This window comes from Bacillus sp. JKS001846 (genome assembly GCF_900176455.1).
GTDB classification, from domain to species: Bacteria; Bacillota; Bacilli; order Bacillales; family Bacillaceae_G; genus Bacillus_A; species Bacillus_A cereus.
The window spans coordinates 4,867,379-4,882,175 of sequence record NZ_FWYG01000001.1; the positions used below are offsets into that span (position 1 = coordinate 4,867,379).

Consider the following 14,797-nt stretch of genomic DNA (forward strand, 5'->3'; position numbering starts at 1 on the left):
GTAAATAATAGCGGGAACTTTTTCTCTATAAATTTTTTCATCCAACATACCGCACCATCGCCACTTCATCACAATAATCCATCTTTGGGCAATGTCTACAATCAATCCATACTTTCTCTGGCAACGCTTCTTTATTTACAAAATCAAATCCACACTTTTGAAAAAATACTGTTTCATATGTTAAGGAAATTACTCTTCTTACATTTATTTTCGTAGCTTCCTCCATTACATGATTTACGAGCATACGCCCTATTCCTTTCCCTGCATATGTATGCGAAACTACTAACGATCGTATTTCTGCAAGATCTTCCCCTAATACATGCAATCCAGCAACTCCAACAATTCTCTCGTCTTCTTTCATAACATATAAACATTGCAAATATTGATAAAGAGACAAAAGAGAACGTGGTAAAACAACTCCCTCTTTTGCATAAACCTCAATAAGACTATAAATTTCTTTCACATCACTCGTCACCGCATTACAGATTTTCATATTACATCCCCTTGCCCTCGATATTAATATTTATAACTTAAAATGAATTTTAATTCATAATTTTATATAATAATACATCTCTCTTTTCTCCTCGTCAATCAATTTATACAAACAAAAAACCAAGCAATCTAATCGATGCTCGGTTCCTCATTTCGTATCGGCAATACCGTCGAATATTTAATTTCACGAAGTGCTAAACTTGTCTGTATCCTTGTAATACCAAGCTTATTCAGTTTTCTAATAAACTGCTCTAGTTCTTTACGATCACGATTTGCAACCTTTAATAAATAATCGTACTCTCCTGTTAAACAGTGACATTCTAACACTTCCGGCATCGATTCTAATTCTTTCTCCAACACTTCCAACTTGTCAAATTGATGAATATTCGTACTCATAAAAATAAAGCATAATAAATCAAACCCAAGCTTTTCTTGATTTAAAATCGCAACTTGCTTATCGATGAAACCTTCCCCATCTAACCTTTTTATTCTTGCATGCATCGCAGCCGGTGATAATTTAACGCGACGTGCCAGCTCTGCATTACTTACTTGTGAATCCTTCTGCAATATATCTAAAATTTGTACATCCAAATCATCCAACACTTTAATAACAGACGACTCCATTACAATTCCTCCTTTTTTCTTACCGATGATTATTCGAAAAAACAACTTATAATTTATATAAAACTGAATATTTTTCTGTAAATATCATTTTAAACTAAATATTTTATCGAGTTTTCACCATTATACAAAAGAATATATTACACAATAAAGAAAAATGCTAAAATTATTTACAATAAGTATTGATTACAAAAAAGGGGATTTTATCATGCCTTATTTTTACGTCTTTTTACTATTACTAACGAGCTTATTATGGGGAGGAAATTTCGTCGTTGGAAAATCACTCGTCGATCATGCATCACCGATGACACTGACAAGTTTAAGGTGGCTGATTGCGATTGTTTGTTTATTACCAATGGTATGGTTTAAAGAAAAGAAAATCCTTCCACCACGTACCGCGATACTTCCGTTAATATTCATGGGAATTTCAGGAGTCGCTCTTTTTAACATCTTTCAATTTTTAGCATTAGAAAAAACATCCGCTACGAATGTAGGGCTTATTTCTACATTGAATGCAATTTCAATCGCATTATTTTCAGTATTATTTCTAAAAGAAAAAGTAAATACACTTCAAATCCTATCCATGATTCTTTCATTCTTCGGGGTCATCCTCGTCCTATTAAAAGGTGATTTCTCGCTTTTATTTTCACTACATTTTAATAGCGGTGATTTATGGATGATTGCAGCGGTTTGTATTTGGGGAATCTATTCTGTTTGTAGTAAATGGGCAACAAAAACAACTACACCACTTATGGCAACGTTGTACTCTGGTATTTTCGGCGTTATTTTATTACTACCGTTTAACATAGGTAGCTTCACTGTTTCAAATATAAATACTTCTTTCATCACATCACTTTTATATACTGGGCTTATTTCGACAGTTCTTTGTATGGTATTTTGGAATATTGGCGTACAAAAATTAGGCGCAACTACATCAGGTATTTTTCTAAACTTCAATCCAATTTTCACAGCCATTTTAGCATTCATATTTCTCGGAGAAGAATTAACGTGGATACAAATTTTAGGGACAATTATCGTTGTAACAGGATGTTATTTATTTTCTCATTTCAAAACTGTTGCCGTTCAGCCAACTAGACCTTTAATACGAAAACATTCTTAATGAAAAAACATCGTCATCTAGGTTGGCGATGTTTTTATTTACTCTTCATTTCTCTTATATACTGCTTTTCCTCTTCTGGCGATAAACGTTCCGTCGCCTTGCCAGTATCTCCACCTTGAAGGCTCCATAAAAAGTTATGCTCCTCAACAGTTTGAGAAAAATCTCCTTTTTCCCACCTATTTATAATAGAAAATAACTTCATTTTATATTGAAAACCTGTACTATTTTCAATATCTCTTTTTACATTAGAAATTTCCTTTTTTGTCATCTCTACAAATCCCCATTTTTCAGAGGATTTTACCTTTTGGTGCACCATTTTATGCATAGTAGAAATAATTTCACCTTCACTAATTTGCGGAGCTTCTTCTGCAGCTTTTTTCTCTTTTTCGTTTGTCGCTCGCTCGGTTTGAATATTTTTATTTTCTTTTTCTACATATGCAAGCAATTTCATTCCGCCAACTATAGACGAGAAAATTACTATAATTGTAATGCATATACCTACGATCCATTTAAAAAGCATTAGCTCTTCATTGCTTCCCTAACAATATGACTATCTACATATTGCTTAAACTTCACGATTTTTCCGTTCTCCAGTTGCCATACATGAACAAATTCTGCTTCAAATGATTTTCCTGTTTCTTTATAAACTCCAGAATACATACCTTCAGCAATAATTACATCTTTTCCGCTTACTTCATGATATATATTTACACTTGCTTTATAATCATCCCATTCTGATCCTAAATGGCTAAATACATTTTCCATTATAGCTTCTACGCCTTTATATGTTCCGCCGTACGGAAAACCTTCTGCCTCTGTCCATTCCACTTTTTCAGAGAGGGCTTCTGCTAAATGCTTTGCATTCGAAGAAGCTGATCCTTCATACGTGCTTTTAATAATTTCTAAATTTGATTTAGGCATATTTCTTCCTCCCGTTTATTTATTTTTACACAAGACGTAACCGACATAGTTACATCTTGTGTAAAAAAATATTTAAATTGTTTTACTCTTAATCTATTCATTGTAATCATTATAGTTACAATATTTCTTCAAGTCAACATTTATAAATAAAATTTACTTCGTTTTCATTACTTTCTCTTTTAAGAAACGATCTACATATCCTTCTGCTTTTACTACGAATAAATACGCACCCATTGATAATAATGCAAGATCTAATTCATATCCTGGATTCTTTCCATCTCCTAATAAACCTGCTGCTCCATTTACCTTTACGATAGCTCCAGCTAAAATAAGAGCGAATAACAATCCTACATATCGTACACCTAAACCGATAATTAATAATATACCACCAACTAATTCTACAGTTGCTACGCCATATGCAAGGCCACCTGGTAAACCGATGCTTGTAAACCATCCTGCTACATTATCGATACCTGATTGAAACTTTGCTAAACCATGTGCAAAGAACGTAACTCCTAACACGATACGAATAATTAAATTCCCAATATATTGATTCATTTTGAACTCTCCTTTTTGTTTTGTTATGGTGAACTTTTATTTACAAGTCAAAACAATACGGTATTTTATTTCATTCGTCAAATACTTTTTTAAATAAAACAAAAAACATTATCCGTTTTACGGATAATGTTTTCTTACAAAATAGCGCTAATTCAAGCTTTTATTCTATCGCATAGAAAAAGTTGAAACATTTTTCCAGCGCCAATATAAGGCAGCAAAGAAACGTCCTCTTCCACAACCATTCCAACAACATTCACTTTCTCATCTACAGGTAAATCATATGTGGCAACTTGCATCTCCCCTGCATATCTACCGTACAATTCATTATCAATTGTAATGCTCCCTTTCTTTCTTACAATTGTATGCATCGGCTTTATCACCACTCTATTTCCTTCCCTTGATTCTACAGATCGAATAACATCACGAGACGGATCTAGTCTATTTGTATGCACTTGCTCTACCACTTTTAATACTTCTTTATCAGTTATAAATGATTTGTAACGCAATGGAATAATCCCTCTACTTGCACTAGCTACTTCTTGCATACTTTCTAAACTTGCGCTTATATCTCCAATCAATACTTTATCAACACCACAATCTTGTACAAGTTCTAAGTACGCTTCAAGCGGGCGCATATTGCGATGTTTTTCTAACGTTGGTAACCCTTCATATAACGGCCCTCGTTTTTCACCATCTCCTGGAATAAATGCCATTGTCTTTATTCCGCACTTCTGTAAATATTGATTTTGTTTTTGTAAGAAAGACTTTGCTAGTCCTGTCTCTGGGCGCGGGTAAAAATTATGCCATGCTTCTACATTCTCTACTCTTATATGTTCTGCAAGTAATTCTTTCCAAAATGATTTTGTAATCGTACTCGCATTTAAAGCTACTTTCATCTTATGAGATACGCTTGCAATTTCTTTTGGCGCAATGCCGTAATCCATTCTTAAACCGGTAATGCCCCAGTTCAATAACTCTTCCACATTTTCATATGTTAGCCCTAAATGGTGTAACGATTTTGGAGAAACATCAACCATTAGCTCCATTTCATGTGCAAGAGCTTGTTTCCCTAATATTTGAATTAACTCTTTATACGTATTTGGATCATCTTCTGGAATGTGCAGTGATGTAAAAATAGATGTAAACCCATGTTCCTTCGCTACTTTTAGCCACTCTTCTTGTTTCTCTACTCGTTCTTTTGAAAGATAAATGGAAACTCCGATCATATAAATCTCCCTCTCTATTAATAGAAAAAGAGAAAGGAATCCCTTTCTCTATATGTTTTCTGCCATTTCTTCTTTAAATCCGAAGAAGTACGTAAAGATAAATCCGAAAGCATATGCAATTACTAAACCTAAGAAATATAGTAAATATTTATTGTCAGCAATTAACGGAATTAAAGATAGCCCTGATACGCCAATTCCAAGAGAAGCTGTTTGCATAACTGCTTGGAATGCACCACCGACAGCCGCTCCTAAACAAGCAGTAATAAACGGTTTCCCAAGTGGTAATGTAACCCCGTATAATAGCGGCTCACCAATTCCTAAAAAGCCAACTGGCAATCCACCTTTAATTACATTTCGAAGTCGTTTGTTTTTTGTTTTCACATAAATCGCAATTGCTGCGCCCACTTGGCCAGCACCAGCCATTGCTAGTACTGGTAATAAAGGTGTTACGTGTGTTTGATTAATAAATTCCATATGAATTGGTGTTAAACCGTGATGCAATCCGACCATAACGAGAGGTAAAAATGTTCCCGCAAGTACTGCGCCAGCAAATGCTCCGCCAATATTTAAAATAGCATTAATTCCGCTCGTAATACCATCTGATAAGAAACCTGCTAATGGCTGAATGGCTAACATTGTTACAATACTTACAACTAATACAGTAATGAGTGGTGTCACGATAATATCAACTGCATTCGGCACCGCTTTTCGAACTTGTCTTTCCACTACAACCATAAGCCATGCTGCAAAAATAACTGCGAATAATCCGCCCCGTCCGGGCACTAATGCTTCACCAAACAATTTTACGTTTGCCATCGCCGGGTTGAAAATTAAAATGCCAGCAATTGCCCCAAGAACCGGTGTCCCGCCGAACTCTTTCGCTGTATTCCAACCAACTAAAATTCCTAAGAATGTAAAGATACCGCCGCCAATGAGTAGTAACATTTGTAACCACGTTGCATTTGGATCAGCACCAGCGTTTTTCGCAAAGTTAGCAACCCCGTTTATAATTCCTGACGCAACAAGTCCTGGAATTAACGGAATGAAAATACTTCCTATTTTTCGTAAAAAGTTTTTCACCGGTGTATTATTTTTCTTCTTAATCTCTGATTTCATCTCTTGCCCAATATCTTCAAGGTGATGATCTGCTATCTCACCAATTCGTAGTCCTGTTAAGCCTTCCATTTCAGCTGCTACTTTATTTACTGTTCCTGGACCAACGACAACTTGAAGCGTCTCATCTTCTATAACACCCATAACGCCTTCAACTTTTTTTAAAAGGTCCATATTTACTTTACTTTCATCATGAAGCGTTAATCGTAGTCTCGTCATACAATGAGCAATACTACGAATATTTTTTATTCCTCCAAGTTGCTCCGAAATTTCCTTGGCCATTCTCTCTTCTTTCTTCATAATAGAATCCCCCTCCCTATTATTTTATAGTGCTTTCTTCACAAACCCTTTTGCGCATTTTAGTTTCTCCAGTGCTTCCCCATATTCGCACTGCAACAACACCATAACAATGGCAGCTTTTACGTTACGTTCTGCCTTTTCATAATACTCTGCCGCTACTTCATAACTAGCGCCTGTTGCTTCCACAATAATTCGTTTTGATCGTTCTACTAACTTTTCATTTGTGGATTGAACATCTACCATTAAGTTTTTATATACTTTTCCTACACCAATCATCGAAGCTGTTGAAATCATATTCAACACTAATTTTTGTGCTGTACCAGCTTTTAAACGCGTTGATCCTGTTAATATTTCTGCACCTGTCTCTACTTCCACATTTAACTTTGCATATTTACTTATTTCAGCATTTTTATTACAAGAAATACTCGCTGTACTCGCTCCTACGCTCTGTGCGTATTTCAAGCCGCCAATTACGTAAGGAGTTCTGCCACTTGCAGCAATTCCAATCACTGTATCTTTCTCATTTAATCCAATACTTTTTAAATCTTCTTCTGCTAACTCTTCGCGATCTTCGGCACCTTCCACCGCTTTAGTAAACGCTTTCAATCCACCTGCTATAAATCCTTGCACCATTTTATCATCCGTGCCAAATGTCGGCGGACATTCCACTGCATCTAGAATACCTAAACGACCACTCGTACCAGCACCAATGTAAATTAAACGTCCCTCTTCCTCAAAAGATTTAATAACAGTCTGTACAACCTTTTCAATTTGTTCTATCTCTTTTTCAACTGCTAACGCAACAGTTCGATCTTCTTCATTCATACTTTGCAACACTTCTTTTATGCTCATCTCATCCAAATTCATTGTTTTCTCATTACGATGTTCTGTCGATAAATTTTCTAACATATTGCCACCCTCTTTGAAATTATATTTCACACTTTTATTATAACTTTAAGAAACTAAAAATCAATTACTCTTTCTTATTTTATGAAATAAAATTTCACGACATGACATATTTTTGTCAAAGATCATAAAGTGAAACTTTAATCAGTGTGGGTTTTGTTCATCCCCACTGATTATTAGCCCGCACCAATCGGGCATTTACGGGCAGTTGATCCCCACCTAACTTTCTTTGCTTCCGCTGAATTTTGAAGTGAGGGTCTTACTGCCCGGCAAATAGGGGGATAAAAAAAGATGAGTCTCCTCATCTTTTCTTCTACTTTAACTTCCGTAACCGCAACGCTTCTTCTCGTGTCTCCATAAATTGATTCAATACTTTATTACCAATTCGATTGAAAGTAATCACATATAAAGCATCGATCATATTCAATTGCGTCATTCTCGAAGCAATACTCGCAATACGATGATCTTGTTCTACATCTGGCATACAAAGGCGAATATCCGCTTCTTTATATAACGGTGATGATTGATCTAGTTTCGTAATTCCAATAACAGTTGCACCTTGTCTCTTTGCATACTGCGCCATTTCAAGCACATCTTTCGTTCGACCAGATGTTGAAATCGCAACAAATATATCGCCTTCTTTTAAATTCGTCACAAGCGGCAACATCATATGAAAATCAGATAGCATCATCGCTGTAAATCCGAGCCTTGTAAATTTATAAGCTCCGTCCATCGCCGGAGTAGCTGATCCGCCTACTCCATAAAAGATAATTTTATCGGCATTTACAATACGATCTGCAGCTTTTTCAAGTTCTTTTTTATCTATCGCCGTCACGCTCGCCTCAATTGCAGCTTTATTCACATAAGTAACTTTATTAAATAAATCATACGGTCCATCTTCTGTATTCATCACTGAAAAATCGTTAATATTATAATCAGCAATAGTTAATTCACGAACGAGTGCTATCTTAAATGCTTTAAAACTTCCGATTCCAATCGATTTACAAAAGCGAACGACACTCGCTTCACTTGCGCCTGCATTCGTTGACACTTCTTTCGTCGTTAAATTCGGTACAATCTCTGCATTCTCCATTATGTACATGGCAACCTTCTTCTCAGCTGGTGAAAATTGATCCATATTACTTTCAATTTTAAATAGTAATGTTGAAGCTTTCACTATTTACCCTCCACTTCTTACGGTTGCGTTCACTTATTTTCTCTTGCTTCAATAAGGTAAAAACCATCATCGCCAGGAGGATGAAACACATTTACAATGCGATTCCCTTTTTGATAAACAGTTCTTTCCCCTTCTGTCCACTTCTTTTCCCAACCGTTCATCCAAATCGCAACATCAGGTAAAAAAGCAGTATATTTCAGCTTCTGACCGTACTCACCATCTGCTTCTTCCGAAAAAATAGAAACCGGAAAATCTTTCACTTTTGATTCTTTCCATGCAGTAAATGGTATACATACTGCAATAAGTACGATTACACCAATAACCTTCTCCTTCGTAATCTTCACACTTCCCTCTCCTTGTCATATCACATACATAGATTTTACCATAATTACAAACCCTTCATGCTATATGATCATTGCTTTTGGGAATAAAAAAAGAGCTTACCTACATCAGATAAGCCCTTCCTCTCTATACAAAATATTTCTTCAAAAGTGGCGGTGTAATAATCGTCGTCAATATAACAACAATAACAATCGCTGTGAAATTTTCTTTCGCTAATAAATTCGCCGTAAGTCCATTTGCAGCGATGATAAGCGCTACTTCACCACGTGATACCATCCCCGCGCCAATACTAATAGAAGATTGGAGATTAAATCCTGTCAGTCTCGCTCCTAAACCTGATCCGATTAACTTTGTGAAAATTGCAATGAGAGTCATAATAATAATGAACCAAAGCTGGCTTCCAATGCCTTGAAATGTAATTTCCATTCCGATACTTACGAAGAATACTGGAACAAATATTGCATAAGCAATCGGTTCAATTTTATGTTCCACCTCATGCTTATACTCTGTTTGAGAAATAGCAATTCCTGCTGCAAATGCTCCAATAATGCCTGCAATTCCCATCACTTCACTGTAATAAGAAAAAGAGAAGCAAATAATAAGAGCCGCGCTAATTAACGCTTCTGTTACACGAAGCGGTACAAGCATTTTCATAATCCAAGGAACGACTTTCCAAGCAATAAAAACAATACTTACAAAGAAAATAATTTTCTTTACAATGACAAGTGTTATATTCACATCTTGTGTTCCTAAAAAACTCATTACAAATGCCAATAAAATAACGACAATGACATCATCAAATACGGCAGCACCTAAAATTGTTGTACTTTCTCTCGTATTCATTTTTCCTAGATCACGTAGCGTCTGGACCGTAATACTAACCGATGTTGCGCAAAGTAATAACCCTAAAAAAATGGCATGGGACTGTATTAATCCAAACAGCAATCCTGTTACATAACCACCGATGAAAGGAAAAATAATTCCACCAGCCGCTACTGCAAATGACGATTTCAAATTCCGATTTAACTCTTCTAAATCCGTTTCAAGTCCCGCCATAAACATAAGCAACAAAACACCAATCTCACTCAGTTCATCAATCAGTTCAGAACTATTAATAATACCGAGTACAGCCGGACCGATAATAATACCGACAATTAACTTACCAAGTACAGAAGGCTGACCAAGTCTTACACTAATGTCACCAGCTAATTTCGTACAAAGTAAAATGACGACAAGTTCAAAATAAAATAACATAGCATCTGCTCCTACTTTAACTTTAATCAGTGGGTCGTTAACCCCCGTCCATTTCTGCAAGTAGTTTCCCCTATTGATCCGCATTTTATTTGTCATATTTTTATTTGACAAAATATTCTGAATTATATTAAGATTAATCCAGCAATTTTAAAAACTATATACCATAACTGCACCTCCACTTCCTTACTTACTCTTTTTTAATGGGCTCATACTATAGTCGCAGTTATGGAAATGAAAAAACGGGGGGAGAGTCCAAAGTGAAGTCATTATTACGAAAAAAAGCGCTTAGTACTGAATCACCAAAGCAGCTAGCTAGAACATTAACTGCACTCGATTTAACGTTTTTAGGAATCGGCGCCGTAATTGGGACAGGGATCTTTGTATTAACAGGTATTGTTGCAGCAAAACATTCTGGTCCTGGTATTATGCTATCATTCCTTATTGCTGCATTTACTTGTGCTTGTGTAGCCTTTTGTTACGCTGAATTTGCTTCTTCTATTCCTGTCTCAGGAAGTGTGTATACTTACGCATACATGACAGTCGGAGAAGTCGTCGCCTTCATCGTCGGATGGTGTTTAATGCTCGAATATTTACTTGCCGTTGCAGCAGTAGCTGTCGGTTGGTCTGGTTATTTGCAATCATTACTACAAGGGTTCAATATACACCTGCCCGCCATAATCGCCTCGGCCCCCGGCGTAGGAAAAGGTGGTCTCATCGATTTACCTGCTGTCTGTATTTTACTTCTTATTACTGGTCTTTTAAGTTTCGGTATACGCGAAAGCGCTCGCATTAATAATATTATGGTTCTTATCAAGCTAGCAGTTATTATCGCTTTTATCGTAGCAGGCGCAAAATATGTAAAACCTGAAAACTGGACACCGTTCATTCCATTCGGATACGACGGTATTATTACTGGCGCTGCCACTGTGTTTTTCGCCTTTTTAGGTTTTGATGCAATCGCAACCGCTGCAGAAGAAACGAAAAAACCGCAGCGTGATTTACCAATTGGTATTATCGGTTCTCTTCTTATTTGTACTGTTTTATATATGATTGTATCTTTCGTTTTAACAGGTATGGTTCCTTATACGCAATTAGACGTTTCTGATCCAGTTGCATTTGCATTGCATTTCGTTGGTGAGGATACAATTGCAGGACTACTCGCTGTTGGAGCGATGACTGGAATGACAACCGTCCTCTTAGTCGTTATGTATGGACAAGTTCGCGTTTCATATGCAATGAGCCGTGATGGTCTACTTCCAAAAGCGTTAGCACGTGTAAATAAAAGAGTAAAAATCCCTTTATTAAATACGTGGATTACTGGCGTTGTTGCTGCTTTATTAGCAGGCCTTTTAGACTTACATTTGCTAGCGAATTTAGTAAACATCGGCACGTTAACAGCCTTTACATTCGTTTGCTGCGCAGTACTTATTTTACGAAAAACACATCCTGACTTAAAACGCGGATTCCGCACACCTTTCGTACCTGTACTACCAGTTGTCGCGATTCTTTGCTGCTTATATTTAATGATTAATTTGTCTAAAACAACATGGATTAGCTTTGCAGTTTGGCTTATAGTCGGCTTATGCTTCTATTTCTTCTACTCTAGAAAGCATAGTCATTTAGCTATTGAAAAAACAAATGATGAACAGAAAAAAGCATAACAAAATAGCTCGCCGATAAAATGGCGAGCTATCTTTCTATACTATCATATTTTTTCGTTAACGATTGTAAAATGAAAAATATGCCGATGCAAGCTGTAAACCATGCCCAATTTCCTATTGGTGTCGAGTATTTGATCATTCCAATACCCACAAGCACTAAGAAAATAATCACCTGATATATGAGCTTCCACTTTTGCATATATTCCCTCCTTTACTTCGTCCCCTTCTTTTTCTTCTTCCAGGCATTCAAACTATCAAAGAAGAAGTTAATAAATAACGTTCCTAATCCTGCTAATAAAAACGTCATTAAGAATAAAACCCAAATACTTTTATCTTTTAATAAATAATATCCTACAAGGAGCACAACCGCGATCCATACATATTCAAGAATTCTTTTTAGCTTTTTCTGTTCCAACTTATTCGCTCCCTCTTTCTATGCTACTTTTAGTATAACAAAAAAGAAGCCTATCATGATAAGCTTCTTTTCTTCTCTCTTATTTGTTCATACTTTTTTCAACAAGTGAAATCGCATACTCTAATGTACGATTCATCGTTTCTACCTGTGCATCTTTTACTTGCACATCTTGTAATACAGCTTCTGCAACTGTAATTTTTTGTTGCAATGATTTCACTGAACCATCTGTTACATTTACAGCTTGCGCTTTCTTCACTACTGCTTTTGCAGATTCAATATTGATTTGTAATTTTTCTTTCGTTGTTTTTGGTTGTTCTTCTGCCACTTTTGATTGTACAAATGTTACATTAGCTGATTTTAATTCGTTATATGTTTGAATAATTTGTTCCCCAGTACTTCCTACATTTTCAAATGCTTGCTTTGCAATGTTATAGCTTTTCTCTAGTTCTTGAAATGCTTCCTTTGAATATTGACCTGGCTTATTACCAAATTCATACGTACCCGCTAACACTTCTTTTACTTTTCCAAGCTCTTCAAATAACGCAGTTACTTGCTCTAACTTCGTACGGTTAAAAAACTCATTGTACGCTGCTAATACTTCTGAAGAACTTAACGCTTTACTATATAATTTCGCAAGCGCGATTTGTCCATTTAACGGAATACCACCATTTCCGTTACTATCAGGATCCGCTCCAAATGCAAATGGTACGTTCGGATGATACACTTTCCCAGTAGCTGGCTGACTATTTACTTTTTTACCATCTACGTAAATTGCCACTTCGCTTCCGTTATACGTTCCTGTTAAATGATACGTTTTGTTCGCTTCTAATTGAACTCCAACACGTTTATAGCTACCTCCAATGTGAGCCCATAATTCAACATATCCACTTCCTGTAGACTCAAATCCAATTCCGCCGCTCTCTGTATTTTGCAAGATGCCTTGTCCGCGAATTTCATTCATTGAAAATACAGTTTCTAACGTAAACGTATTTGCTACTTTTTCTTTTTGTGCTGCTGAAAATGGAAGATATCCAAATGTATTTGCTTTTCCGTTTAACTTCATAACATTCTTCTTCAATGCTTTATCATATTCAATAGTCACATTGCCCTTCACATCACCTTTTGTACCAAATGGTGAATTGTCTTTAAATGTACCATCTGCAAAGTTTACATCAAAAACATCAGCTTTTGGTACTTTCACATTCGGGTCAATATTATCTTTTTTCGTAGTAATTTCCGCAGTTAACGGCTGTGCGGTTTCATTGCCAAATGAATCAATCGCAACTACTTCAAGTGTATATGCTTTCCCGCCATCTAACCCTGCAAGCGTAAACGTAAGATCTTTCGGCACTGGATCACGATAAAACTCTGAGAATGCTAACAATTTATTTTTTATTTCACCCGTTTGCTTATCTCTAGCCTGCACACGGTAAGAGTGAACAAGAAGGTTGTCCAATGCTTGCGGGAATGTTACTGTTGCCGCATTTTCTGTTACATTTGATACAGCAAGCTTTGCATCTTTAGCAAAGTAAGGCTTTTCTTTATCACGATCTTCTACATGTGTAAATGTTTCTTTCTTTGCTGGTAATTTAATTTTCCAAGGCTCGCCTGTCCAAGAATTCGTATGGAAATCACGGCGATTAATCGTCACTTCTTCTTCATCTACTTCTACTAATAAACCTTGGCTTAACGTACTAGCTCCTGGCGGGATATTCCCTTGTACTTTACCACCTTCAACTTCCATATAACTTACTGAAGATGTACCAACTGATGTAAAGTCTTTTTGATGTATCGATCTCGGATCATCTAACGGATAATGTGAATGACCTGAAAACGTAATAACTTGTGGATATTCTTTTAACACTGCATTAATTTTTGCGCTATCTTGTGTTCCCCATTCCTGACTACCGTACACTGTATCTTTAATATGTTGATGTAAAAATACAAAAATCGGTTTTTCTGGATCATCTTTTTGTGCTTTTGCCATTTCTTCTTTTAACCAATTAATTTGCTTGTCCGAATAATAACCATGTGTTGTTCCATTCTCTGGAGACATAACAAGGAAGTGATAACCTTTTACCACTTTATGATAATAAATTGATTCCATACCTGTTTTTTCTAAGAAACGCTTCTGTGCACCCTCTACGGATAAACCGTTCCAATAATCATGGTTACCGAGAGAATTCATTCGCACTGCATCTTTATTTGCATTTTCATTATACACTTGCATGAAACGATCATACTGTTGTACCGATCCTGAATCAGTAAAGTCTCCCACAATTACGAACGCATCTTGCTTCGGTGCTAATGCATTAAACTGTTCAATCGCTCTTTTCCAGCGAAACGTATCATCCGTTCCACTATTTTTAATATGTACATCACTTACAACTGGAAAAACTATCTTCTTCTCACTTGATGCCTTTTCTTGCTTTTTCTCTTCTGCTTTAACTGATGTGCTCCATGGAAATGATACGAATGCTAATACAAAAACCATCAATAATCCAATAAGGCCTTTTACTTTTCGTAAATCAGTTCTGTCCACGTAAATCCTCCTCATATAATGAATTAATTACAATGGTTATTGTATCGAACACATATTAACTTCGTTTAAAGTGAAAATGAAATTTATTTAACTTTTGTAAATATACAGTCATTTTTCTGTAACATCCAACATTACTTGTATTATCTTAT

General features: G+C 36.0%; 16 protein-coding genes. 2 read left to right on the plus strand and 14 right to left on the minus strand.

Annotation, left to right across the window (positions count from 1 at the left end; translation table 11 throughout):
- Nucleotides 1-37 precede the first annotated feature (37 nt).
- A complete protein-coding gene (locus B9A45_RS26055; protein ID WP_000686666.1) occupies nucleotides 38-493 on the minus strand; it encodes an N-acetyltransferase in 456 nt (151 codons plus the stop codon).
- A 128-nt stretch (nucleotides 494-621) separates the two neighbouring features.
- Nucleotides 622-1,116 carry an Lrp/AsnC family transcriptional regulator gene (locus B9A45_RS26060; protein ID WP_084065430.1) on the minus strand — a complete coding sequence of 165 codons (495 nt, stop codon included), beginning with the start codon at nucleotides 1,114-1,116 and terminating at the stop codon, nucleotides 622-624.
- A gap of 205 nt (nucleotides 1,117-1,321) precedes the next feature.
- Between B9A45_RS26060 and B9A45_RS26065 the strand changes: the two genes are divergently transcribed.
- Nucleotides 1,322-2,233: a DMT family transporter gene (locus tag B9A45_RS26065; protein WP_084065432.1), complete on the plus strand. Its 912-nt coding sequence runs from the start codon at nucleotides 1,322-1,324 to the stop codon at nucleotides 2,231-2,233.
- Between the two features lie 34 nt (nucleotides 2,234-2,267).
- Here the strand turns inward: B9A45_RS26065 and B9A45_RS26070 are convergent, their stop codons facing one another.
- From B9A45_RS26070 to B9A45_RS26110, 9 genes are all read right to left on the minus strand, one after another.
- Nucleotides 2,268-2,753, minus strand: coding sequence for a PRK06770 family protein (locus B9A45_RS26070; protein WP_053512554.1), 486 nt, complete (start codon nucleotides 2,751-2,753; stop codon nucleotides 2,268-2,270).
- On the minus strand, nucleotides 2,753-3,154 hold the full coding sequence (locus B9A45_RS26075; RefSeq protein ID WP_084065435.1) for a nuclear transport factor 2 family protein: 402 nt from the start codon (nucleotides 3,152-3,154) through the stop codon (nucleotides 2,753-2,755). The genes B9A45_RS26070 and B9A45_RS26075 overlap by 1 nt, the downstream gene beginning before the upstream one ends.
- A 153-nt stretch (nucleotides 3,155-3,307) precedes the next feature.
- A complete protein-coding gene (locus B9A45_RS26080) occupies nucleotides 3,308-3,712 on the minus strand; it encodes a DoxX family protein (RefSeq protein WP_001077751.1) in 405 nt (134 codons plus the stop codon).
- Between the two features lie 152 nt (nucleotides 3,713-3,864).
- Complete coding sequence (locus B9A45_RS26085; protein ID WP_084065437.1) at nucleotides 3,865-4,938, minus strand: DUF871 domain-containing protein; 1,074 nt, start codon at nucleotides 4,936-4,938, stop codon at nucleotides 3,865-3,867.
- Between the two features lie 48 nt (nucleotides 4,939-4,986).
- Complete coding sequence (locus B9A45_RS26090) at nucleotides 4,987-6,351, minus strand: PTS transporter subunit EIIC (RefSeq protein WP_000711291.1); 1,365 nt, start codon at nucleotides 6,349-6,351, stop codon at nucleotides 4,987-4,989.
- A gap of 24 nt (nucleotides 6,352-6,375) precedes the next feature.
- Nucleotides 6,376-7,260: an N-acetylmuramic acid 6-phosphate etherase gene (murQ, locus tag B9A45_RS26095; RefSeq protein ID WP_000892344.1), complete on the minus strand. Its 885-nt coding sequence runs from the start codon at nucleotides 7,258-7,260 to the stop codon at nucleotides 6,376-6,378.
- A gap of 310 nt (nucleotides 7,261-7,570) precedes the next feature.
- Entirely contained in the window at nucleotides 7,571-8,434 is an 864-nt protein-coding gene (locus B9A45_RS26100) for a MurR/RpiR family transcriptional regulator (protein WP_000648164.1), read from the minus strand.
- A gap of 29 nt (nucleotides 8,435-8,463) precedes the next feature.
- The gene (locus tag B9A45_RS26105) at nucleotides 8,464-8,778 is read right to left on the minus strand and encodes a hypothetical protein (protein ID WP_000704957.1); all 315 of its coding nucleotides are present in this window, start codon (nucleotides 8,776-8,778) and stop codon (nucleotides 8,464-8,466) included.
- Nucleotides 8,779-8,902: 124 nt separating this feature from the next.
- Nucleotides 8,903-10,114, minus strand: a complete 1,212-nt coding sequence (locus B9A45_RS26110) for a cation:proton antiporter (RefSeq protein ID WP_142263092.1) — start codon at nucleotides 10,112-10,114, stop codon at nucleotides 8,903-8,905.
- Nucleotides 10,115-10,287: 173 nt separating this feature from the next.
- Between B9A45_RS26110 and B9A45_RS26115 the strand changes: the two genes are divergently transcribed.
- Nucleotides 10,288-11,691, plus strand: coding sequence for an amino acid permease (locus B9A45_RS26115; protein ID WP_084065439.1), 1,404 nt, complete (start codon nucleotides 10,288-10,290; stop codon nucleotides 11,689-11,691).
- A gap of 28 nt (nucleotides 11,692-11,719) precedes the next feature.
- Here B9A45_RS26115 and B9A45_RS32370 read toward each other — a convergent pair whose 3' ends face one another.
- From B9A45_RS32370 to B9A45_RS26130, 3 genes are all read right to left on the minus strand, one after another.
- Complete coding sequence (locus tag B9A45_RS32370; RefSeq protein WP_084065441.1) at nucleotides 11,720-11,890, minus strand: hypothetical protein; 171 nt, start codon at nucleotides 11,888-11,890, stop codon at nucleotides 11,720-11,722.
- Nucleotides 11,891-11,902: 12 nt separating this feature from the next.
- Nucleotides 11,903-12,106: a hypothetical protein gene (locus tag B9A45_RS26125; RefSeq protein ID WP_000435800.1), complete on the minus strand. Its 204-nt coding sequence runs from the start codon at nucleotides 12,104-12,106 to the stop codon at nucleotides 11,903-11,905.
- Nucleotides 12,107-12,185: 79 nt separating this feature from the next.
- Complete coding sequence (locus B9A45_RS26130; RefSeq protein WP_058840078.1) at nucleotides 12,186-14,648, minus strand: LamG-like jellyroll fold domain-containing protein; 2,463 nt, start codon at nucleotides 14,646-14,648, stop codon at nucleotides 12,186-12,188.
- Nucleotides 14,649-14,797: the final 149 nt, after the last annotated feature.

Coding starts and splice junctions, on each gene's coding strand:
- B9A45_RS26055 (WP_000686666.1), bottom strand. CDS start 493: ATGAAAATCTGTAATGCGGTGACGAGTGATGTGAAAGAAATTTATAGT.
- B9A45_RS26060 (WP_084065430.1), bottom strand. CDS start 1,116: ATGGAGTCGTCTGTTATTAAAGTGTTGGATGATTTGGATGTACAAATT.
- B9A45_RS26065 (WP_084065432.1), top strand. CDS start 1,322: ATGCCTTATTTTTACGTCTTTTTACTATTACTAACGAGCTTATTATGG.
- B9A45_RS26070 (WP_053512554.1), bottom strand. CDS start 2,753: ATGCTTTTTAAATGGATCGTAGGTATATGCATTACAATTATAGTAATT.
- B9A45_RS26075 (WP_084065435.1), bottom strand. CDS start 3,154: ATGCCTAAATCAAATTTAGAAATTATTAAAAGCACGTATGAAGGATCA.
- B9A45_RS26080 (WP_001077751.1), bottom strand. CDS start 3,712: ATGAATCAATATATTGGGAATTTAATTATTCGTATCGTGTTAGGAGTT.
- B9A45_RS26085 (WP_084065437.1), bottom strand. CDS start 4,938: ATGATCGGAGTTTCCATTTATCTTTCAAAAGAACGAGTAGAGAAACAA.
- B9A45_RS26090 (WP_000711291.1), bottom strand. CDS start 6,351: ATGAAGAAAGAAGAGAGAATGGCCAAGGAAATTTCGGAGCAACTTGGA.
- murQ (WP_000892344.1), bottom strand. CDS start 7,260: ATGTTAGAAAATTTATCGACAGAACATCGTAATGAGAAAACAATGAAT.
- B9A45_RS26110 (WP_142263092.1), bottom strand. CDS start 10,114: ATGCGGATCAATAGGGGAAACTACTTGCAGAAATGGACGGGGGTTAAC.
- B9A45_RS32370 (WP_084065441.1), bottom strand. CDS start 11,890: ATGCAAAAGTGGAAGCTCATATATCAGGTGATTATTTTCTTAGTGCTT.